We start from the raw sequence: 24,069 nt of genomic DNA, 5'->3' as shown, positions 1-24,069 counted from the left end.
GGCTCAATTACAATGCTTTTCTTCATTGTAGGATAGGAGTCTGACCGTGCTAATTTTAGATTTTAGATTTTAGATTTTAGATTAAAAATTATTTCGGTTCATAGCCAGTCCCTACTGGGCGGAACAAATCCAAAATTTAAAATCCAAGCCCCTACCCAGAGTGGTCTGTTTCAATCCAAAATCCAAAATCCAAAATCCAAAATTGACTGTCTTCGTACCTGATGCATCGCCTATGGTTACAGGTGATAGCTGGCACTAAAATAAAAACCATCATCTTGGGCATTGTTGCGTCGATCCTCTAATTCCACAAATGGAATAGCATAATCCAACCGCAAGTTAAGATTTGGTATTGGTTTCCATAACATTCCTAGTCCTGCACCAGCGATAAATCTCTGTCTTTGTATGAGGTTGGGATTTTTATCTACGTTCCAAATGTATCCCAAATCGAGAAATGGTGCTAGTTGCAGGGCTTCCTCTCCACTGGTGTCTCTTTGCAATGTGATACGGTCTTCTAAAGTAAATCTTAATCCGTTATCACCAGCCCGGACGTTTTGCCGATAGCCGCGTACTGATTGCCCACCTCCGATGACAAACTGTTGGGAGGGTAATAAACCATCTGGTGTTAGTTGCAGGTCTGCTTGGGCGATTAAAAGATTGTCTGCACCCAAACGTTGCTGGCGCTGTACTTGCAATAGCCAGCTGAAAAAGCGACCATCAGGCTTGTTGGGGTCGGAGTTTGTGGTGGCGTCAAAAGCGCCAATCCCGAAGTTAAATTGCGATCGGAATCCCCAAACTCCCTGTAGATCCCGTCTAACATAATCTTGAGCAAATCTAATTGTTCGGGTGCGACTGTTACCGTCTTCGTCTGGGCCAATACCAAAGGGTGTGGGACCGGCAAAGGTAAATGTCTGACCATTCTGGACGCTAAACCCTAAGGATAAGGCAAATTCTTCACGGAGCGATCGCACTATGGGTTGACGGTAAGTAAATTCATACAATTCCGATTGTCCACGAATATCAAAAGCGTTGAGAGGGGCTTCAATAACTTTGACTTTGTTAATTGCAGTTCTTAGCTGCAAAGTCCCATTCATCGGATTTAAGGGCACTTGGTAACTAAAGTCATAAACATTACTACCGCCTTGGCGAGTGGAGAAGTAATAAGACCCAAAGAGTTGATCCCCAAGACCTGTCAGGTTACGATAGCTAACACCCACCCCTAATCGTTCGGAACCGATGCTAGGGGGAGAGTAGTTGTCAACACTAAATCCTAAATCAAAGGGATTCGCTTCAGTGATTCGCACTACTACAATGCTTTGACCCTGCTTAGTCCCTGGACGGATGCTGGCTTCGACTTTTTCAAACAAAGGGTCTGTTTGCAGCAACCTTAATTGTTCTTCTAATTTTCTTTGGGAAAAAGGCTTGGTAATACCCAGATTCAACCGCGATCGCACATACCTTGAATTTATACGTTTTGTCGGCGGATCAAGTTGAATTTCTTCAATGCTACCTTCAATCACCCTAATTGGTACGATACCATCTTTAATGGCAGATGCTTCTAAAGTCGCTACTGAGGTGATGTAGCCTTGCTGAAAATACCACCCGGTGATTTGATCGGCAATACTTCGCAACTCTGCCAAAGTGACTGTAGATCCTTCAACTTCTCCAATTATCCGATTCAGTTCCTTTGATTCAGAAAAACTACTACATATCAGTTGTATTTTTTTTACCAGAATTGTTGCATCATCTGGTGTTGGTGAGACTTCTAGGCTTTGTGTACTTTGAGTATCGCACTGAGGTTCGGCTTTTTGTTTCAGTCTTCGTATCAGTGTATCAACAGTTGGAGATGAATCAGTATCAGCGTAACTTGGAGATATACCAGTAACCAAAACTGTACACTGACTTAACAGTACGCCCCACCACAATTGTTTTTGTAATATCAAACACCTACTTTTTTGTTTGTCTTGGTAGATTCTGGAAAAATTCTTCATTAATTTTTATATAAAAACGTAACAAATAGTACATCTAGTTTGACTATTTTAGAGTTTTTTGTACCACAAAATACAAGATTGAACCGTTTCAATGGAAGTTATACAAAAAACTTAGTCTACATAGTCCCAAAAGCTTAGTGTAGAAGCAATAGTGCAACTGTCATCCTTCACTAGTGGTAGCGTAATCGCAAGCGATTCTGAGGCATTGCTCTCGGATAGTTGCGATGGTTGATTGGTGTCATTCTGCAAACAGAACATAGTTGTCTATGCTGTTAATAACCGTGTCTTTAGGATTAATCAGATTCAAAATTCTTGAAATTGGATATAGGGGTTTTTAAGTGAACATCTTGAAGTTTTTTGGTTAATTACTGTGTAATTTACCTGAATAATCTCATATAACCTGACCTTTAGCCAGAATTTTGAGAAAAATAAAATTTATGTAATTTTTATATGTAATTTCTCGGTGTAGTATTTTTTTTAAATCATTAATCTGTATAATCTGGAAATAAGTATTTTCTCTTTATTTAGAGTAGTTCGTATCATTGTTCGAGTTAGTAAGGAATACGCAATTCCAGAGTATTTTCGATATCAAGCTTGCTTCGCTTGTATTACTCACTACGAAGGCAGCTGGATTGTTCTACCTGCTTGGAGATCAATAACTGCGAATACTTCACAATTTAAGTAAACTTGCTAAGTGGAGGAATGAAAACTATGTTAAATCGATACATTTTACGAGGTTTTTTAATCGGTGCATTAATCATCACGGGAGTCAGTGAAGTTTTTGCACAAGAAGCTGTACAGCCGACACAAACACTTAAAGAATTGCAACCAACCGAAGTAGCCGCAATTGCTAGAGGAACCGTAGTACGGATTGAATCGACCACTGGTAGTTCTGGTTCTGGAATCATTAGCGATCGCTACCAGGAAGGAGGAAAAAATGTTTATATCGTAGTTACAGCCAAGTCAGTAGTGCAGGACAAAAGTGCTAATTACGACATCGTAACACCTCTACCCGAAGGAAATAAAGGAAATAAACGCCAAAAAATCCGGATTTCTACCCAGACAGATATAGAGGAGTTAGCGGATGAAGATTTAGCGATCGTGCGTTTTGAAAGCACTCGGACTTATAAAACTGCCAAACTAGTTGTATCAGAAGATCCGGCAGATTGCTTGTTAGACGATCCACAGCTTTGTAATGGTGTTTATGTTGGTGGATTTGCTAACCCGCCAGCCGGAAGTAAAAAGCTGGTTTTTCATGTCACACAATTAACCAAAAAGGATAAATCAAAAACTTACAGTAACTTACCACCGCAGTATAATTTTGCTGGGATGACTGGGGGTCCGGTTTTTGATGGGTCGGGGCGGGTAGTAACAATTTACGGCAAAACTAATACTCAGAAAAAGGCGATTCGCAAAAGAAAGGGTTTTGGGTCATTGCAGCGTTATTCTAAATTTCGTATTCGGTTGGACAAGACGCCGCCACTGTTAACTATTTCCCTCAGAGGCGATAAGCCATTTAATCTGATTGAAGAAGAAGATGAAACAGCTTTTGAGGTTGTGAATCAACAGCCAGCAAAGGTTTTGCCATTAAAGTCTGAAGTATCTGTGCCAAGAGTTCCTAATTAGGAATAAACCTCCTGTTGGTCTGACTTGGCTACTAGTTAGCGGATACCCAATGTTCAGTTGAATAATCCCCCCATAGAAACTTATGGGGGAAATTTTCACTTGGTTTTTATTCAAAGGAATTCGATGAAATCTTTAAGCCAAAATAATTTATCATTACTAACCGTTAACAATGCGATCGCTCAATTAGCCGCTTTAGGAGTAATTGCCATCGCCCCAGTGCAAGCCCAGTCTATAACCCCTGCTGCTGACGGCACAAATACTATTGTTACCCCTAACGGCAACCAACTAAATATTACTGGTGGTTCTCTATCTGGAGATAGCGCGAATCTCTTCCACAGCTTTCAAAAGCTCGGTCTTGATGCCAACCAAATAGCCAACTTTCTCTCTAACCCAAACATCCAAAATATTTTGGGACGGGTTGTCGGCGGCGACCCTTCATTGATTAACGGTTTGATTCAAGTCGTAGGTGGGAATTCTAACCTGTTTTTGATGAACCCAGCTGGTGTCATATTTGGCCCCAACGCCGCTTTGAACGTACCAGGCGACTTCACCGTTACCACCGCCACCGGCATCGGTATTGGGAATAATTGGTTTAATGCTTTCGGTAACAACAACTACGCAATATTAGTGGGAACACCCACCACCTTTAATTTCGCCACATCCCAGCCGGGAAGCATTATCAACACTGGCAATTTAGCAATAAGTACTGGCCACAATTTAAATTTACTGGCAGGGACAGTAGTTAGCACCGGACAGCTATCAGCACCAGGGGGTAATATCACCGTTGCCTCCGTACCTGGAAAGAATCTATTACGCATCAGCCAGCCAGGAAACCTACTGAGTTTGGAGATTCCCACCAACGGTGGTACACCTAGTAATATTTCCGTTGCCACCTTGCCTAAACTATTGACTGGTAGCGGTTTGGGCAATACAAGTGGATTAACAGTCAACAGTAACGGACAAGTACAACTCGCTACTTCTGGCATTCTAGTCAATCCTGGGGATGTAGTAGTCAAAGGCGTCACATCTGGAACAGCAACCCTGTCAGCCGCACAAAATTTGACTTTACCAGAGAGTCAACTCCAGACAACTGGAGATTTAAATCTGTTGGCTAAGGATACAGTACGGGTGCGCGACAGTGTAGCGAATCCCTTTTTAGCCCAAGCTGGGCAAAATCTCTACATTCAGGGTAATCAAAACATTGATATCCTAGCGCTGAACCATCCCCAGACACCCTTTGTAAGCGGCGGAAATCTCAGTTTAGTCAGCGATGGCAATGTATCAGGTGATGCTCACTTTGCCAGTGGTGGGCAATTTTTGATTCGCAACTTATCGGATGGTCCGGGTAATTTTGTCAGTCTCTACGATCCGATTATCAGGGCTAATGGAGATGTGCTGTTTGGTAATTACACAGGAGTAGCACTGAAGGTAGAGGCAACGGGAAGTATTCAGGGTGGCGACATTACAATTACAGGGCCAGACCTGACTATTCCAATAGCTGACCCAGATTCAGGTGTATTAACCGGCAGTGCTGCGTTAATTTTACGTGCTGGTTTACCCGCAGTAACTCTTCCTGTTACAGCTTTTCCTCTTGCATCAGGTGGCACAAACTTTACAAACCCAGTAAGTGCGCTACCTGAAGGGAGTATTCAGGTAGGAAATATCAATACTTCTTCTGCGATCGATGGGGTAAATGGTGGCCCAATAACTTTATCAAGTCAATTGGCTACAGGTAATATTACCACAGGTAACTTAAATTCTTCAGCTACTGGCGCTGGGAGTAATGGAGGCGTAATTTCCTTAACCACAGTAGGTGGAAACATTACTACTGGTAACATAGATTCTTCTGGTACTAACGGCGGCAATATTACCTTCACCGGCCCGCTGAATCTTGCCAATGCTATAACTAACATCAACACTTCTGGTACAGCTACCATCAACTTTAACAATACAGTTGGTGGGGCGAGTGCTTTGACTGTAACTGCGGGGACAGGGGATATTACTTTTGGTGGTGCAGTTGCAGGCTTAACTAGTCTGACAACCAACGCCGCCAATACCAATATTGCCAATAACATTACAACCACAGGCATTCTTCAATTTAATAGTCCTGTCACCTTAACTGGCGTTGGTGCAAAAATTTTCAACACCACCAATAATGACATCAACTTCAACAATACAGTTGGTGGGGCGAGTGCTTTGACTGTAACTGCGGGGACAGGGAACATTAACTTTGGTGGTGCAGTTGCGGGCTTAACTAGTCTGACAACCAACGCCGCCAACAGTTTTGTTGCCAATAACATCACAACCACAGGCATTCTTCAATTTAATAGTCCTGTCACCTTAACTGGCGTTGGTGCAAAACTCTTCAACAGCACCAATAACAACATCAACTTCAACAATACAGTCGGTGGAGTGAGTGCTTTGACTGTAACTGCGGGGACAGGGGATATTACTTTTGGTGGTGCAGTTGCGGGCTTAACTACCCTGACAACCAACGCCGCCAATACTAACGTTGGCAATAACATCACAACCACAGGCGATATTACCTTTAATAGTCCTGTCACCTTAACTGGTGGTGGTGCAAAACTTTTCAACACCACCAATAACGATATCAACTTCAACAATACAGTTGGTGGGGCGAGTGATTTGACTGCAACTGCGGGGACAGGGGATATTACTTTTGGTGGTGCAGTTGCGGGCTTAACTACCCTGACAACCAACGCCGCCAATACTAACGTTGGCAATAACATCACAACCACAGGCGATATTACCTTTAATAGTCCTGTCACCTTAACTGGCGTTGGTGCAAAAATTTTCAACACCACCAATAATGACATCAACTTCAACAATACAGTTGGTGGGGCGAGTGCTTTGACTGTAACTGCGGGGACAGGGAACATTAACTTTGGTGGTGCAGTTGCGGGCTTAACCAGTCTGACAACCAACGCCGCCAACAGTTTTGTTGCCAATAACATCACAACCACAGGCATTCTTCAATTTAATAGTCCTGTCACCTTAACTGGCGTTGGTGCAAAACTCTTCAACAGCACCAATAACAACATCAACTTCAACAATACAGTTGGTGGGGCGAGTGCTTTGACTGTAACTGCGGGGACAGGGAATATTACTTTTGGTGGTGCAGTTGCGGGCTTAACTACTTTGACAACCAACGCCGCCAATACCAATATTGCCAATAACATCACAACCACAGACGACATTACTTTTAATAGTCCTGTCACCTTAACTGGTGGTGGTGCAAAACTGTTCAACACCACCAATAACAACATCAACTTCAACAATACAGTTGGTGGGGCGAGTGATTTGACTGTGACTGTGGGGACAGGGGATATTACTTTTGGTGGTGCAGTTGCAGGCTTAACTAGTCTGACAACCAACGCCGCCAATACCAATATTGCCAATAACATCACAACCACAGACGACATTACCTTTAATAGTCCTGTCACTGTAACTGGTATTGGTAGTAAAATCTTCAATGCAGGTACTGGTACGATCGCCTTTACCAATACCCTTGCAGCAGGTAATAACGATCTGACTTTGACTGCCGATGAACTTAACTTGCCATTAGTAGCTAATTCAGTCAGTGGTACAGGTAATTTAGTCCTTCAGCCCTTCACACCTGGACAAAATATCAACATCGGTGATGACTTTGTTCCAGACAGTTTATACCTGAGTACAACACAAATAAACGACGCCTTACAAGATGGCTTTGCTACTATCATTATCGGTGGCAATGATGGCGGTGGTGCGATTAATATTATCAACCCAGTCACCTTCAAAGACCCAGTAACGATTCAGTCTCCAACGGGAGTGGGAAGTATTACGGCAACTGGTGACATTAATGGCACAGATAATGCTTCCATAACTCTGCTAGCCAACCAGAATATTACTACAAGTAATATCACTACAGAAGGCGGTGATATTACTCTCACCAGCACAAGTGGTGCTATTGATACCACAGGTGGTGTTTTAGATTCCAACGCCACTGACATTGGCAACAGTGGTAACATCTCCCTCGCTGCTAATAACAGTATCACTACAGCAAACATTGATACTTTTACTTTCATAAGTGATGCAGGTAATATCACTCTCCTGGCTGGCACAAATGGGGTGATTAATACCGACGCTGGAGAAGTTAATGCTTCATCTACTGCTGGAATTGGCGGTGCAATTAGCTTTACCGCAGCTAATAACATCACTTCCAGTAATGTCTCGACCACAGACAACGATATTACCTTCAATGGCCTTGTCACCTTAGCTAATCTTGGTAGCACATTTATCAGCGCGGACAATGGCGATATCAGCTTTAGTAATAGTGTCGATGGTTCTAGTGATTTAATCCTGACTGCTGGTACAGGTAATATCAGCTTTGGCGGTGATTTGGGTAATCTACCAAATCCTTTGGGTAGCTTGACAATCACTAGCGCTGCTAATACTAGCGTAGCGGGTAATATCACCACGGCTAATGGTGACATCAGTATCAACAGTCCTGTTACTGTGACTGGTATTGGTAGTAAAATCTTCAATGCAGGTACTGGTGCGATCGCCTTTACCAATACCCTTGCAGCAGGTGGTAACGATCTGACTTTAACTGCCGATGAACTTAACTTGCCATTAGCAGCTAATTCAGTCAGTGGTACAGGTAATTTAGTCCTTCAGCCCTTCACACCTGAACGAAATATCAACATCGCTGATGGCTTTGTTCCAGATAGTTTATACCTGAGTACAACACAAATAAACGACGCCTTACAAGATGGCTTTGGTACTATTACTATCGGTCGCAATGATGGTAGTGGTGCAATTAATATCACTAACCCAGTCACCTTCAAAGACCCTGTAAGAATTCAGTCTCCAACGGGAGTAGGAAGTATCACGGCAACTGGTGACATTAGTGGCACAGACAATGCTTCCATAACTCTGCTAGCCAACCAGAACATTACTACAAGTAATATCACTACACAAGGCAGTGATATTACTCTCAGCAGTACAAGTGGTGCTATTGATACCACAGGTGGTGTTTTAGATTCCAATGCTACTGACACTGGCAATAGCGGCAATATCTCCCTTGCTGCCAATGGCAATGTGACTACAGCAAATATTGATACTGCTACTGCCACAGACAATGCAGGTAATACCAATATCAACAGCACAACCGGAACTATTTCTACAGGCGACTTGATTGCTACAGGTAATACCAACGGTGGTGATGTCACTGTCGCTGCCAATGGCAATGTGACTACAGCAAATATTGATACTTCTGCTGTCACAGGCAATGCAGGTAATACCAATATCAACAGCACAACCGGAACTATTTCTACAGGCGACTTGATTGCTACAGGTAATACCAACGGTGGTGATGTCACTGTCGCTGCCAATGGCAATGTAACTACAGCAAATATTGATACTTCTGCTGTCACAGGCAATGCAGGTAATACCAGTATCAACAGCACAACCGGAACTATTGCTACAAGCGACTTGATTGCTACAGGTAATACCAACGGTGGTGATGTCACTGTCGCTGCCAATGGCAATGTGACTACAGCAAATATTGATACTTCTGCTGTCACAGGCAATGCAGGTAATACCAATATCAACAGCACAAGCGGAAATATTTCTACAGGCGAATTGATTGCTAGGGGTAATGGCGACGGTGGTGATGTTGCTCTGGCTGCCAATGGCAATGTGACTACAGCAAATATTGATACTTCTGCTGTCACAGGCAATGCAGGTAATACCAGTATCAACAGCACAAGCGGAAATATTTCTACAGGCGACTTGATTGCTAGGGGTAATGGCAACGGTGGTGATGTCACTCTCACCACCAATGGAACAATTGATACTAGCACCGCACAAGTCGATGCTTCCTCTACTGGCGCTACTGGTGGTGCAATTAACTTTACTGCCAATAGTATTAGTCTTGGGAATAGTGTCTCAACCACGGGTAACAATATTACCTTTAATGGTGCTGTCACCTTAACTACTCCTAGTAACATAGTCACTTCAAATAATGGCAATATCAGCTTTAGTAATAGCGTCGATGGGGCTACTAATTTCTCTTTGACTGCTGGTACAGGTAATATCAGCTTTGGCGGTAATCTCGGTACGACAAATCCTCTAACTAGGTTGACAATCAGCAGCGCTGGTAATAACAGCTTTTCTGGGAACATCACCACAGCCAATGGCGGCATCAGTATTACCAGCGCTGGTAATACTAGCTTTTCTGGCAACATCACCACGGCGAATGGCGACATCACTATTAATAATAGTCCCGTGACTTTCACTGGCACTGGTAGTCAAGTTATCAATGCTGGGAATGGCAATATTACCTTCAGTAGTCCTGTGACTTTAAATGGCAGTGGTAGCAAACTTTTCAGTGCAGGGACTGGTGCGATCGCCTTTAACAATACCATTGCAGCAGGTACTAACAATCTCACTTTGAACGCCGATGAAATTAACTTGCCATCAGCAACTGATTCAGTCAGCGGTACAGGTAATTTAGTGCTTCAGCCGCAAACGCCAACAAAAAATATCAACCTTGGTGATAATAGTGGTGGAAGAGTTAACATCAACGCCTTAAGTGATGGCTTCAATTCCATCACTATTGGACTTTCTAATAGTAGTGGTGCGATTACGATTAATAATCCTGTGACTATCAAAGACCCAGTGATTATTCAGTCTCCCGTTGGGGCAGGTTCTATTAATGCATTTGGGGCAATTACAGGCATCGATAATGCGGCATTAACTCTTTTAGCAAATCAGAATATTACTACTAGCAGCATCACTACAGAAGGTGGAGGTATTAGTATTACCAGCCAAAATGGAGCGATCGCAACTGGTAATCTCAATTCTAATACCGATCTCAATGGTAATGGTGGCAATATCACCCTCAATGCCTTTGGCAACGTTACCACAGCAAATGTGTCTTCTCAAACTAATCTTGGGAATTCCGGGAATATTTTCTTCAATAGCTCTACAGGTGCGATCGCAACTGGTAATTTAAATTCCAATAACGATGGTAATGGCAATGGCGGTGATATCACCCTCAACGCTTTTGCCAACATTACCACAGCAAATGTTTCTTCTCGCACCAATGTTGGTAATTCTGGAAATATTTTCTTCAATAGCACTACAGGAGCAGTCCAAACTGAAAATCTCAACTCTGATAATGTTTCTGGAAATGGTGGTGATATTACTATTCAGGCTCGCGTTCAGATTGATGCCAAAGTTATAAATTCGAGTTCTAGCACTGGTGATGGTGGCTCTGTGAAGCTAGATCCAGATAATAATATTACAGTGACATCAATCAATACCCAAGGTGGAACTAACGGCATAGGTGGTGACGTAAATATTAAAACTAGAGCTTATTTTCAAGCTTTAGGTAGCTTCATAGATCGCAATGGTATAGAGGCGAGCATTTCTGCATCTGGGGGAATAGGTAGTGGTGCCATTAGCATCGATCATGGAGGTGATAGCGTTATACCATTTTTTGTCGGCAGACGCACAATTAATGGCACTGTTAGTTCAATCACCTCTAATATCGGCAATACGATTTTGCCTACCGAATACTTTCCTGATAGCGAGACTAGAGGCAAGATTCAACTCATTACTCAAGGGCGGGTAGTTCCAGGAAAACCTGATGAAAAGACTCTCGATTTTCAACTGACATCAAATAACAGTAATCTCGCAGTTGCATCCGATATTGGCTCCAAAGAAGAGAGCGAAACTCGTCGAATTGAAGCAGCACTAAACCTGCCACAAAGTCAGATTAAAAACCTTGGAGAAATCCGCAATGAACTCCAACAAGTTGAACAAAAAATAAGTAGCAAAGCCGGACTGATTTATGTAGAGTTTACTGCCCAAGACTATAAACTCAATGCTGAAAATCCAACTTCCAAAGAACAACTAAAAGATAGCGATCCATTGGTTTTGCGCCTCCTCACAGCAGATGGAAAATACATCTACCATAAAGTATCAGGTGTGACTAGAGGAGAGTTTCAGAAAGTAGCGGATGAATTTTATCAGGAAGTATCCCTCCAAGCAACTCCTGATTCTCGTCCCGATATCCAGAAAACTAACGGTAGCAGCTACAAAAAATCAGCAAAGCAACTTTATAAATGGCTAATTAGACCTCTAGAAGCTGAGTTGAAAAAAGAAGGCATCGAGAATTTGCTATTCGTGATGTTGGATGCACGTTTGCGATCGCTACCCATAGCCGCCCTCGTTGACGATCAAGATCAGTTTTTAATTGAAAAGTATAGCATCGGCATGATACCCACTTTCAGCCTGATTAATACCCAGTACGCTAGCGTGAAAAACTCACGAGTCCTAGCAATGGGATCTGAGACATTTGATCCAGGGCCACAAAATCAAAACCCAGTCACAGAGTTACTTGCTGCCCCTGTAGAGGCTGAAACCATCGTCAACCAAGTGTGGAAGGGGCGAGGCGCAGCCATCCTCAACCAGGACTTTACCCTCAACCGTCTCCAGGCAGAACGTTCGACAACGCCATTTGAGATTATTCACCTAGCAACCCATGCGAACTTTACCCCTGGAGAAAAATCTGAAGATTTAGGTAATTCATACATCCGCCTATACGACAGGGAGCTAAAAATAGATGAAGTTACGAAGTTGGGATGGAATAGACCACAAGTTGAATTACTGGTACTAAGTGCCTGTGAATCAGCTTACGGTGATGAAAAGTCACAGTTGGGCTTAGCAGGATCGGCTGTCAAGATGGGTGTGAAGTCAGTTGTAGCGAGTTTATGGCAGGTGTCAGATACAGGAACTTTGGGCTTGATGACTGAGTTTCACCAGCAGTTGCAGACTCAATCTATGAAAGCACAAGCACTCCGACAAGCACAAATCGCAATGATTCACAGCAAAGTCAAGATAGATTCAGAGGGCAAAAACTTAATTATTAGCAATAGCGATTTGAGTATCCCACTAGCAAAGATAAATGTCAGTCCTGCTGAAGCAAAGCAGTTAATTCTGAAACATCCATTTTTCTGGGCACCTTTCACTATGATTGGTAGCCCTTGGTAGTGGGGAGGCAGGCAGGGTGGTTTCATACAAAGAAAGAAAAAACTTTGTGCAGTTGATTGGAGAGGGCGCGTTGTGCTTGAGGAATAGTTCGGAAACGAAGTTGGCGAGCGATCGTAATAAAAAAGTTGTGTAAGATAGACCAATTCACAGGGGCATTGCCACCACGCCGTGATGGAAAGTCTTCTTTGAATGTCACATCTCTGACCCAATGCAGTCGATTTTCGATACCCCAATGCCCTTGGATGTCGGCAAGTAACTGTTGAGCTTCGAGATATTGACTACAGATATAGAATTGACGCTCGGAAAATGGCTGACCATTGCGCTCACCCTGACGCTCGACAATCACAAAAGTTTTGAGTCCAGACCATTTTTTTTGAAGTGGTTCGGGGGCAGCAAAAACCTTGCACTCACGTTGGACTAGTCGAGAATGAACATTCTCTACAGTTGTGGCACTGCTGAGTGGAGTATCCTGTTGTGATTCAGTTTGAGCCATTTTATAGAGTGTTGGTTGATTTTCTTTTAATCCAATCAGGTAATCATTGCCACTATCGATGATCAGCGATACAGTTTTTTTTGGCAGTGTAACGCATCAAGGGTAAAAACGACTTGTTGACCACAAAACTCGGAGATTAATTGTTTGACGATGTCTACGACGGGCTACGCCTACGCCACTTCACTAATTTTTTTGTTGGACATTGGTTGCATCCTGAGTACAATACCCCGCTCATGGCTATAAACTGATACTGTACTGATAAAGTTTTGGTAAGACTGACTGTAATCTGTGACTGTGCAACGAATGCCTTTACCATCTATTGCCAATCTTTCTCCTGGTATTGGTGGAACAAAAACCGATGCCCAATTATTAAATAAATCTGTTAGTGGCTGAAAATCCACTGTTTTCAGTACTCGTCGAAATGTTGAATAGGATGGAAAATTGATTGTCACATCTAGGTTTAACAGTTCAATCAAACTCTGTCTGTGTACACGGGTAAAATCTTCGAGTGGTCGATAGCCCCAATATCCTGTCATGGCTCCCAGCAATATCAGAAACAGTACTAACCACAATTCATGTCTCCGTCCTCTAATGTGCCGATAGTCTGGGACTTGCTGCAACTGTTCGATGAGATTGTTCATACTTCCAGATTGTCAATTTCCGATCGCCTCCCATAAGTATTGTCATTTTTCTCTGTTTGTATGAAACCACCCTGCTTGGTAGTGGGGAGGCAGGGGAGGCAGGGGGAGCAGGGGAGGCAGGGGAGGCAGCAGGGCTGATTCATTCCCCAAAGAGCTTTAAAAATCAAGGGTTCCAGCGATTAAAAATTAGTTATTTTGTTACTGGCGTGCCGATGAAACCAACTATTTTACTGATATTTCAGTGCTTAAATGTTCATCTCTTCGTCACGCTTACTTACAATTTTCTTGCTAACCATCTTGACAAATCCTGTTTGAAATGGAATGAAACAGCCCTGGGGGAGGCAGGGGGAGCAGGGGAGGCAGGGGAGGCAGGGGGAGCAGGGGGAGCAGGGGAGGCAGGGGAGGCAGGGGGAGCAGGGGGAGCAGGGGAGGCAGGGGAGGCAGGGGGAGCAGGGGGAGCAGGGGAGGCAGGGGAGGCAGGGGAAGAAATAACCAATCCTCAATGCGCCATACCCAATGCCCCATGCCCAATGCCCAATGCCCCATGCCCAACTATTGATTAAGCTGTTCGATCAATGACTGTGCTAGCTTGGAGCAACTTGTCAGCCCTTGTTGACTACAAAGTGTGTCAGCTTTTTGGAAATCCTGAATTGCTTCCTCTCTTTTGTCAAGTTCAGCGTAGACACGGCCACGGTTAAAGTAGGCTTGGGCAAAATCTCCTTTGGACTCAATGGCTTTGTTGAAATCCTCAAGTGCAGCAGGTAATTTTTGTTGAGCGGCAAGGGCATTGCCTCGACCGTCGTAGGCGATCGCGGTAATATGAGATTTTGTGCCAGCTAGTTTCAGTGCTTGGTTATAATCCGCGATCGCTTTGTCGTAGTCTTGGAACTTTTCAATGTAAAGAACACCCCTATTGATATACGCTTGAGCATCGTCGAGATTCAGATCAATAAACTTAGTAAAATCAGCCAGCGCTCCTTCTTTATTATTCAAATTCCGGCGGGCATTTGCTCGATGGAAGTAGGCATCACCATATTTTTGATCGCTATCCAGTGCTTTGGTGCAGTCATTTTCCGCTTGTTGAAAATTTTGCAATAAAACATAGGCAGCACACCGACGGCTGTAAGCTTCGGCATAATTGCCTTTAATCTCAATTGCCTTAGTTGCATCTTCTACTGAACGCTGATAGTTTCCAGCGTAAAATTGAGCATTTGCCCGTCCGTAATATGCTTCCGCATAGTTAGGATTTATTTTAATCGCGTCAGTGAAATCTCTGATTGCTCCTGAGTGATCTTTTTTCTCATACTTTTGCAACCCTTTGTTAAAAGCTGCGGTCGCATTAAATTGAGGTAGCTGGTTATACACACCAAATCCTACTCCAGCGATCGCAATCAGCCCCACTATCCCTGCCACAATCGGCAATTTTGGCTTTCGAGGCTTAGGATTTCGCTCATCAATAATAGTTGTATCTAGACGCAAACCCCGGTCTTGCTGACCAATTTTACTCAAATCGTCAAGCACTTCACTTGCTGACTGGTAGCGTTGACGGTAGTCAAATCGCACCATTTTATTAATTACAAATGCTAACGGTTCGCTCAGCTGTATTTTCTGAGGCCAGACAATTTCGCCAGTATTAGGACTGTCATTCCGTTGCAGTTTTGTTAATTCATTCGTATGTACTCCCAAAACTACTTGGACAGCAATCATACCCAATGCGTAAATATCACTATTAAACTGTGGAAAACCCTGATATTGTTCCATCGGCATATATGCCGGAGTCCCAACAGCAACTGTTGGCGGGAATTGTGCATTCGGGATTTGAGAGGCAATTTCTTTGACTGAGCCAAAGTCTATCAAAATTAACTTGCCATCAGAAGAGCGCCTCATTATATTGGCAGGTTTAATGTCTCGGTGAATTACACCATGTCCATGCACAAATACTAAAATTTGTAAAATATCTGTCAATAACCTGATAACTTGATCTTCTGTCCAAGGTTGACCAGGCACAATTTCTTGATATAGAGGATAACCATCAATATATTCTTGAACTAAGTAAAATTCTTGATTTTCCTCAAATTCAGCTAGCAGCATGGGAATTTGGTTATGCTGTCCTAGCTTTTCTAAGGTTTCTGCTTCTTTTTTAAATAAACGGCGTCCAGTTTCTAGGGCTTGGGGATCTGGACTAGAGTAGCTTAGTTGCTTAACTACACATTGCGGACGACCTGGACGTTTGAGGTCTTTTGCTAAAAAGGTATTCCCAAAAGCGCCTCCGCCCAAGACTTGAACAATTTCGTAACGCCCGTCCAAGGGTTGACCGTTCATCGTAATTTTACTTGCTACTGTATAGTTAATTTTACATATTAGTTAATTATTTGTGTTTTCACTCAAATAATTGAAGAAACACAGTCAGAAATATTTGATTGTAGGGTGTGTTATGCCGTAGCCTAACGCACCATCCGAAGATTTTGGTGCTTACGGAAGCCGTAATACAACGCCAGTCCGCTCAAGTCGGGAAACCCGCCCACGCGGCTGGCTCCCCTACATATACTTAGATTTTTTCACAATTCAAATCTGATTGCTATAGCTAACAATATCACTATTAAAGAAATGAATACGTTAAATGAAATTAAGGTAAATACTTTTGTACTACGATCCAACCAGTAAGGGATACCCAGGCAAATCCTACAAACAAAATAATATTTACGCCGATGTGTAAAAGTCTAGCCCAAGGTCGTCTGGGAGTAATTTGCGTTGCACTGAAAGCAGACAGTAAAACCAAGGCTACCACAATCAATCCAGCGGCCAAGTGTGACGAGTGTCCCAAAGAACCAAAGTGACCCAAAGTGCCAACAATGCCGATCGCCAGCAATAGTAGCACTAAACTTACCATGCTGATGCCCATGAGATAGTGGAGCGATCGCACTCCTCTATTTCCACCCATAAATAACGGAATAAAAGGAAATTGCTGCGAAGTTCTCGCCCGGAACATCCAAACGCCTGTAACTGCTAACATCAGGTATGCCAGCAAGGATAACCCCATCGACCAGGCGGCCATTTTCCACAACCAAAGAAATGAAGGCAGATTCATAAGAATGATTGTAGATGACAGTGGGGCATTGGGCATTGGGCAATAAATAAAAAAGGCTGCTGAATTCAGCAACCTAAAAATTGAGCCAAATTGTTTTTTTTAATCAACAGCCGCTAAACCAGCGATTTGTAAGGGTTTTATACTATCTCCGGTATTTGTATTAAGTTGCTGCACTATTGTTGTGGTATCTATAGGGTCTTTTCCAAATGATGAGTCTGTATCTAACTCATAATTGCTAGGTTCATCAAGCATCAGGCGATCGCACGGAATCTTATCGGATAAAATTGCACTTGCCATCATACCCGTGTGAATCTCCATTTGAGCTTTTCGCGGAGCTTCAAACACTAGGCGTTGTCCTGGAAAAACAACCCTTTCAAAATACCAATTGGGAATGTTAGAGATGCGAGCTACCTGTATTTTGCTCGTGGCATTAATGTAGCAGCAGAGAATTTTCCCCGATTGCTCAGGTGGTAGAGGATCTAAAATTTGAGCCATAACTGCTGAGGAGCTTTACGCCACAATTTTACATTAGACTACCCAAGCCTAGCACCGACTGATCCCCAGTTGCTGTAACTGTGAATACCAACTGAATATTTATAGATTATTTCTATCTAAAGAAATATTTATGGTTATGAAAATTTTGTAATTATTTATGCCTTTTTCGCAATTATACATTATAAGTAAAATTTTTAGATATTTTTACCCAGTATAAAATCTTTAATTCGTTGAAGACAGATAATTAGGGCATTATTCTGACGATGATCCCCTTGCTTTTAGCTTAGCGAACAACTCAGTTTTGCTGTTTTATCTCTCCCAAGATTAATACGCCCAGATGGTCGCTTAATGAATAAACTCAATGTTATCGTAAAGCTATATGAAAAATATCTTCATAAACCTCACTGGATGACATGCATTTAGTCTGAAAAGTAACTTTCTTGATTCCTAGAATTGGGAATAAAAAGTTAACACATATCAATAATCAGCTTTAATGTCAAGCGAGGTTGTGATAAATAAAAGCAACCAAAACAAAAACACCCCTTAAAACTCAAATTTTTCTCGCTTTCCCCCGAAAATTGGCAAGATGGCAGTCAAAACACCCATGATGGAAAATCGGATTCTTTACGTTCGCCTTCCCTGCAACCCCATCTTTCCTATTGGGGTTGTCTACCTGAGCGATCATGTCCACAAGCAATTTCCCAACATCGAACAGCGCATCTTTGATTTGGGAACAGTACCACCTTTAGACTACACCTCGGCTTTGGATCGGTGTATCGATGAATTTAAACCTACACTACTAGTATTTTCTTGGCGGGATATTCAAATTTATGCTCCAGTTGGCGGACGTGGTGGTAACCCACTACAAAATGCCTTTGAATTTTACTACGCCAAGAATCCTCTATTAAAATTACGTGGGGCATTGGGCGGTTTGCGAATCTTCATTGCTTACTATGTAGAACTGTGGCGTAACCAGGGCTTGATCAAACGCGGTTTAAAGCGTGCCCAAAAATATCATTCTCATGCCCGTACAGTTATAGGTGGTGGTGCAGTCAGCGTCTTTTACGAACAACTGGGTAAAAGCTTACCCCAAGGGACAATTATTTCTGTGGGTGAAGGGGAAACTCTGCTGGAAAAATTTTTAAGTGGCAGAGAGTTTCGAGATGAACGCTGTTATGTTGTGGGAGAAACTCAACCACGAAAACGGCTAATTCACGAACAACCCACTCCCCTAGAAAAAACAGCTTGCAACTACGACTATATCGAAAGCATCTGGCCAGAATTTAACTATTATCTGCAAGAGGAAGACTTTTATATAGGTGTACAAACTAAGCGTGGTTGTCCTCACAACTGTTGTTATTGCGTTTATACGGTTGTCGAAGGTAAACAAGTACGCATCAATCCAGCAGATGAAGTAGTTGCCGAGATCCGCCAATTATACGATCGCGGCATTCGCAACTTCTGGTTTACCGATGCCCAATTCATCCCCGCACGCAAATTTATTGACGATGCAATAGAACTCTTGCAAAAAATCGTCGATTCTGGTATGACAGACATCCACTGGGCAGCTTACATTCGAGCCGACAATTTGACACCTCAATTGTGTGACTTGATGGCCAAAACCGGGATGAACTACTTTGAAATCGGCATTACCAGCGGTTCTCAAGAACTCGTGCGGAAAATGCGGATGGGTTACAACCTCCGAACCGTCTTACAAAACTGTCGTGACTTAAAAGCTGCTGGTTTCAACGACTTGGTTTCCGTCAACTACTCCTTTAACGTCATTGACGAACGTCCCGAAACCATTCGCCAAACCATCGCCTACCACCGGGAACTAGAGCGAATTTTTGGTGCTGATAAAGTCGAACCCGCCATCTTCTTTATTGGACTCCAACCCCATACCCATTTAGAAGAATACGCCTTCAAAGAAGGCATCCTCAAACCAGGGTATAATCCAATGAGCCTGATGCCCTGGACAGCCAAAAAACTGCTTTGGAACCCCGAACCCCTTGGTTCATTCTTTGGAGAAGTCTGTTTACAAGCTTGGCAACAAAATCCCAACGACTTCGGCCGTGAAGTTATGAATATTTTAGAAGAAAAACTCGGTTGTGCGGACTTAGAAGCAGCACTTTCTTCACCAATAGAGAAGAAAGAAAAACAGCTAGCAGGTGTATCCTAAAATACATAAGAATCTGGGGATATTCATAATTTTGAATTTCTCCCCTCTCTTCCTCAGCGCCATCAGCGCCTGAAGCGGTTCGTTTTCATAAAATCCCAAACTCATGTTAGAAGGTTCAATCCTACAACAGCTAGAAATAGCTCATCGCCACAGCACCAGGCCAATTCGATTCGGGGTGTACTACAAAAATACCTTAGTATCCCTCTGCCATGCCCTGGAAGACCATATCCTAGCAGATGACGATAAACCTTTAGTCATCACAGCCTTCCAACAGGGTAAATGGTATCTGCAAGAAGCCGGGCGATATGCAGACATCGCCCAGCGCAGCCGCGAAATTACCATCATGGCTGCCCCTGACGCTGGCTTTGCCGAACATCCTACAAGCCTTCTACCCAATGTAGACTTAGTAGCATTAGATCCGGCAGATCCAGTAGCGCAAGAGTGGCACTTAATTATTTTGTCGCCGAATTACACAGCAATGGTAATTTGTCAAGAACTATCGGCGGCTGATTATGGCAGTAGTGGAATCCCAGCATCAGACTTAGAGCGCAAATTCTACGGCTTGTGGACATTTGAGCCAGAGTTAGTGCAAGAGACAGCAGAAATAGCGATCGCTCACATCAAAAAATACAACCCAGAACTGGCGAATAAACTCATTGCCCATAGACAGGGGATTATACCATCTATAGCCAGATTAGAAAATTTGGGTGTAGTTGTTTCCCGTGTAGTCGATTATCTCCAGACTGAACAAGACAATTTATCCATCCCCGCAGCGCTTCGCCAACAAACCCTAGATCGGAACTTGGTTTCTAACGAAATTCAAGCATTTTTGCGGATGGCGCAACTGCTGGATATGGCAGATGTTACTAATCCAATGGCAGCTGCCGAAGTAGTGGTGCTTGCGGAAGCGATCGCCCAACTTTTGGATCTTCCTGCATGGCAGATTAAGAGATTGCGGCTAGCAGCTTTGTTGCATCGCATAGATCCATTACAAAAAGCAGAAAGCGTTCTCACTTATGGTACAATAAGCATTCACGATCGAGAAGAAGCCCCCAGTTGTCCTTTAATACCAGGGGCACAGGTATTGCGAACCATGCCACGACTGCGAGCAGTTGCCCAAATTATTACTCACCAAACCGAGTGGTGGAATGGCACAGGTGAACCGGCAGGTTTAGCTGGAGATGAAATTCCCCTAGAGTCGAGAATTTTGGCATTATTGGCAGACTTTCAGTGGCGAATAAATCAGCGAAAGTCCTCAGATCAGAATCGCCAAGAAATATTTACTCAAGCTTTAGATGAGTGCAGACAGCAACAATCAACCCGCTTTGACCCTAAACTTGTAGATACCCTAGCTTTATTAGTTATGGGTTTACAACAGGGACTCGACTTGCCCATAATGACACCCAAAGTCAGCAGCGGTATCTGGCTACTTGATTCCCAATGGGATAGCCACAGCAAGACAAGTGAGGAGATTGGTACTTACTACAAATGAATATTGAAGCTATCAAATTAGGAAAACTCAAACAACTCCCAGGGGCAAATTTAGAAGACGAGGAACTCTCCAGACTCGATTTAAACCGAATTAATCTTGCTGGTGCCACCCTTGTCGGTACAAATTTCGCAGCTTCCAAACTCGAAGGCGGGCATTTAGAGGGAGCGAATTTAATGGGGGCGAACCTCCAAGGAACCGACTTACGGGCGAATCTCATGGGAGCAAACCTGATGCAAGCAGATTTAACAGGCGCTGACTTGCGGGGTAGTAATCTCCGGGGTGCTAACTTAATGGGAGCCAGACTCAGCGATGTATCCTTGGCAGGTGCTTTTGTGAGTGGTGCGAACTTGATGAATGTGAATTTACAAGGGGTGGACTTACGCGGTGCTGACTTGCGCGGTGCAAACTTGACTGGGGCAAATCTCAAAGGTGCAGACTTGAGTCGTGCTGATTTGCAAGGGGCATTATTGAGTGAAGCAAACCTTGAAGAAGCTGACTTGCGGGGCGCGAATTTGGCAGGAGCGAATTTTTCTGGGGCAAATTTGCTCTGTGCAGAGTTAGAAGGTGCAAATTTGAGCGGCGTTAATTTGGATAAGGCGTGTGTGGTGGGTACAGTGGTTGAAACGCGGACGTAAATAATGACACCCGTTGCCGCACAAGTCTCAATTATCGAAATCATTCCTATGCTAACCGCTATCGCAAATCGGCAATGGGAAAAGTTCAAAGAACTGGAGGCAGATTTTGTATCCCAGTATGGAGTAGAGGTATGGCAAGAGGTTTTTAATTTCCGTCTCAAGCCAGCACTGGATAAAGATTCTGACAGATGGCTACTTATCCAGTGGTGTGGTGAGGGAATTATCTCAGTCAAAAATGTGGCGTAGTGCGATCGCGCAAGGTGAATTATGGCGATCGTTTTTATTCCCATCCAAAGGTTATAGCGCAATACGGTTCAGATCAGCACAAAATTCTGATGTAGAGACGCGATTTATCGCGTCTGATTTATCGCGTCTAATTTATCGCGCCTGATTTATCGCGTCTGATTTATCGCGCCTGATTTATCGCGTCTGATTTATCACGTCTGATTTATCGCGTCTGATTTATCGCGTCTGATTTATCGCGTCTGATTTATCGCGTCTAATTTATCGCGCCTGATTTATCGCGTCTGATTTATCAGACAAGCGATCGCCGAGATTGCCCCCGTATCCACAACGCCAGTATACTCATCAACAATACTCCCATCACTCCTTGTAAAGGATTATTATTTACACCAGTCACCCAATCAGGAACTTCACCAGAATATTTGACTAATTTTCCCACATTAATAATGTAGTAACCCCAAACTAAACCACCATGCAAACCAATTGGAAAACCTAAGCGTCCTCTATGCCAGCGCTTTCCCCATACCTGCGTTAACCCCAGCAATACTAAAGCAGGAAATTGCGGTAATGTCTGAATAATTACTGCCAACGGTTTAATAAAATGCAATGTTGCAAATGTAATTGCATCTGTCCACATTGCCACAGGCTGACTGTAGTCTCGTTGTAATTCATCTAGCAACCAACCTCGGAATAATAATTCCTCAGCAAAACCAATACCCAAAGCGACAATTAAACCCTCTAAAATCACTTTCACCAAGAAAACTTTTGGTTGTTGCCACACCAACCAACCCAACAAACCCTGTACCCCAAAAAGTATCAAAGTATTAATTATCCCCATAGCCAAACCACGCATTAAATCCACACCGTTTTGCCGCGTGAATTTTAAGCCATAATGTCGGAGAATTTGGGGCTGCTGATAGACACGCTTACCCCACAGCCTCAAGAGAATAATAAACAATGCATATAATAATACCATTGTCAATATACTTACTAAATTTGAATCATTCACTAGTAAGTAAATTGGTGCAGCTAAAGGCAACCATAGCAGCAATAAAATTCCAATAAAATAACCCAGCCTAATAGGGGCAGGGCGTTCGGCTAAACGGACAAGGTTTTTTTTCATACCAATTAAGTCACCGATCGCAAATGACCAATGACCAATGACTAATAATTATTCATCAGGTTCAATGGTGCTACTTAAACCGTGACTTTTCAATGTTTCGCAATAGAACTCAGCATGTTCCTGAGCGCAAGTGATGACTAAAGCCATTCCATTAGTATGGGCTTCCATCATGATGCTAACAGCCTGGGGTTGGGTAAGGCTCGGCACAGTGGTTATTAGTACCTGTACCACGTACTCCATAGGGTTGTAGTCGTCGTTATGGAGCAAAACGCGATAGCGAGGCGCGAGCTTGCGGGACGTAGAACGCTTTTCAATGGTTTCAACTGACACTGCTCTTTGCTCTTTAATCGTTAATTCACTACAACAAAGCCTCTGTCTAGCGATCGCTTAACAGTTGTTTACCTATTCTATAGTATTTCTGTCAAGGTACTATGCTAAAGAAACCCTTTGTTGTCGGGGATTAGTCATCTTAATTTTGCGTAGGCACTCATGAAGCATACCTCTAAGAAATCGTTACCATCAGAGTGCTACCCTAATGTTACAGAAGCTTCTTCAAAAGTAGCGCATTCTCAGTTTTAAATTCAATAAATTACAAAACAAACTTTGTCGCTGCCCAAACTGCGTTAATGATAGACATGAACCTAGATTTTCTTCAACCGGGACAAATAGTCTCTTTAAAGTATGGTGACAGGAATCTATATGCAGAAGTCATTCAATTTGTGGTTTCCCGTCAGTTATGCTGGGTGCGTCCTTTATTAATGGTCACCTTCATTGAAGAATCTCCCCTAATTACCGATTTACGCGATGCATCTGACCTCCTTTGGCCTGCCGATTTATTTCAACCAGCTTTAGACACAGAAGTAATTACCTTATTGAGCCAACTTTTAGCAAAACAACCAAAAGCTGAGCTTGACTCAGCCGCCAAACAGCAACTCAATCGATTTATTCACCAACTTTGGCAAGCATATCAACAGGGACTAGGGATTGGGGACTAGGGATTGGGGCA

Annotated in this window: 16 protein-coding genes; 8 read left to right on the top strand and 8 right to left on the bottom strand. The window is 43.1% G+C overall.

All coding sequences use genetic code 11. The annotated features are described in order from the left end of the window. Positions 1-236: 236 nt before the first annotated feature. Entirely contained in the window at positions 237-1,988 is a 1,752-nt protein-coding gene (locus IQ276_RS20830; protein WP_193923752.1) for a ShlB/FhaC/HecB family hemolysin secretion/activation protein, read from the bottom strand. Positions 1,989-2,699: 711 nt separating this feature from the next. Here IQ276_RS20830 and IQ276_RS20825 point away from each other — a divergent pair. Together IQ276_RS20825 and IQ276_RS20820 are read left to right on the top strand one after the other, a co-directional pair. Next, on the top strand, positions 2,700-3,614 hold the full coding sequence (locus IQ276_RS20825) for a S1 family peptidase (protein WP_235115836.1): 915 nt from the start codon (positions 2,700-2,702) through the stop codon (positions 3,612-3,614). A gap of 123 nt (positions 3,615-3,737) precedes the next feature. Beyond that, positions 3,738-12,674: a CHAT domain-containing protein gene (locus IQ276_RS20820; RefSeq protein ID WP_235115835.1), complete on the top strand. Its 8,937-nt coding sequence runs from the start codon at positions 3,738-3,740 to the stop codon at positions 12,672-12,674. 22 nt (positions 12,675-12,696) lie between these two features. On the opposite strand, the gene IQ276_RS20815 is transcribed toward IQ276_RS20820, so the two are convergent. Then, positions 12,697-13,254, bottom strand: coding sequence for an ISAs1 family transposase (locus IQ276_RS20815; protein ID WP_193919778.1), 558 nt, complete (start codon positions 13,252-13,254; stop codon positions 12,697-12,699). Positions 13,255-13,337: 83 nt separating this feature from the next. Then, a complete protein-coding gene (locus IQ276_RS20810) occupies positions 13,338-13,808 on the bottom strand; it encodes a transposase family protein (RefSeq protein WP_193919776.1) in 471 nt (156 codons plus the stop codon). 56 nt (positions 13,809-13,864) lie between these two features. On the opposite strand from IQ276_RS20810, the gene IQ276_RS20805 reads away from it, so the two are divergent. Next, positions 13,865-14,371, top strand: a complete 507-nt coding sequence (locus IQ276_RS20805; RefSeq protein WP_235115834.1) for a hypothetical protein — start codon at positions 13,865-13,867, stop codon at positions 14,369-14,371. On the opposite strand, the gene IQ276_RS20800 is transcribed toward IQ276_RS20805, so the two are convergent. From IQ276_RS20800 to IQ276_RS20790, 3 genes are all read right to left on the bottom strand, one after another. After that, a complete protein-coding gene (locus IQ276_RS20800) occupies positions 14,361-16,130 on the bottom strand; it encodes a serine/threonine-protein kinase (RefSeq protein ID WP_193919192.1) in 1,770 nt (589 codons plus the stop codon). The genes IQ276_RS20805 and IQ276_RS20800 overlap by 11 nt on opposite strands. 304 nt (positions 16,131-16,434) lie before the next feature. Next, complete coding sequence (locus IQ276_RS20795; RefSeq protein ID WP_193919189.1) at positions 16,435-16,896, bottom strand: DUF4079 domain-containing protein; 462 nt, start codon at positions 16,894-16,896, stop codon at positions 16,435-16,437. A 99-nt stretch (positions 16,897-16,995) separates the two neighbouring features. Further along, complete coding sequence (locus tag IQ276_RS20790) at positions 16,996-17,391, bottom strand: DUF1830 domain-containing protein (protein ID WP_193919187.1); 396 nt, start codon at positions 17,389-17,391, stop codon at positions 16,996-16,998. A 586-nt stretch (positions 17,392-17,977) separates the two neighbouring features. On the opposite strand from IQ276_RS20790, the gene IQ276_RS20785 reads away from it, so the two are divergent. The 4 genes from IQ276_RS20785 (at position 17,978) to IQ276_RS20770 (ending at position 21,943) form a co-directional block, all read left to right on the top strand. Further along, positions 17,978-19,570 carry a photosystem II high light acclimation radical SAM protein gene (locus IQ276_RS20785; RefSeq protein ID WP_193919185.1) on the top strand — a complete coding sequence of 531 codons (1,593 nt, stop codon included), beginning with the start codon at positions 17,978-17,980 and terminating at the stop codon, positions 19,568-19,570. Positions 19,571-19,673: 103 nt separating this feature from the next. Further along, complete coding sequence (locus IQ276_RS20780) at positions 19,674-21,062, top strand: DICT sensory domain-containing protein (RefSeq protein ID WP_235115833.1); 1,389 nt, start codon at positions 19,674-19,676, stop codon at positions 21,060-21,062. Next, positions 21,059-21,697, top strand: a complete 639-nt coding sequence (locus IQ276_RS20775; protein ID WP_190883656.1) for a pentapeptide repeat-containing protein — start codon at positions 21,059-21,061, stop codon at positions 21,695-21,697. Before IQ276_RS20780 ends, IQ276_RS20775 begins: the two co-directional genes overlap by 4 nt. A 3-nt stretch (positions 21,698-21,700) precedes the next feature. Then, on the top strand, positions 21,701-21,943 hold the full coding sequence (locus IQ276_RS20770) for a hypothetical protein (protein WP_193919181.1): 243 nt from the start codon (positions 21,701-21,703) through the stop codon (positions 21,941-21,943). 289 nt (positions 21,944-22,232) lie between these two features. Here IQ276_RS20770 and IQ276_RS20765 read toward each other — a convergent pair whose 3' ends face one another. Beyond that, positions 22,233-23,063 (bottom strand): CPBP family intramembrane glutamic endopeptidase, encoded by an 831-nt coding sequence (locus IQ276_RS20765; RefSeq protein ID WP_193919179.1) that lies wholly within the window; start codon positions 23,061-23,063, stop codon positions 22,233-22,235. A gap of 48 nt (positions 23,064-23,111) precedes the next feature. Continuing rightward, positions 23,112-23,393 carry an ATP-dependent Clp protease adapter ClpS gene (gene clpS / locus IQ276_RS20760; RefSeq protein ID WP_073641179.1) on the bottom strand — a complete coding sequence of 94 codons (282 nt, stop codon included), beginning with the start codon at positions 23,391-23,393 and terminating at the stop codon, positions 23,112-23,114. A gap of 305 nt (positions 23,394-23,698) precedes the next feature. On the opposite strand from clpS, the gene IQ276_RS20755 reads away from it, so the two are divergent. Beyond that, on the top strand, positions 23,699-24,058 hold the full coding sequence (locus IQ276_RS20755) for a hypothetical protein (protein ID WP_193919194.1): 360 nt from the start codon (positions 23,699-23,701) through the stop codon (positions 24,056-24,058). Positions 24,059-24,069 lie beyond the last annotated feature (11 nt).

The sequence above is a fragment of the Desmonostoc muscorum LEGE 12446 genome (assembly GCF_015207005.2).
Lineage (GTDB): Bacteria > Cyanobacteriota > Cyanobacteriia > Cyanobacteriales > Nostocaceae > Nostoc > Nostoc muscorum.
This window is presented reverse-complemented; position numbering and strand designations above follow the sequence as displayed.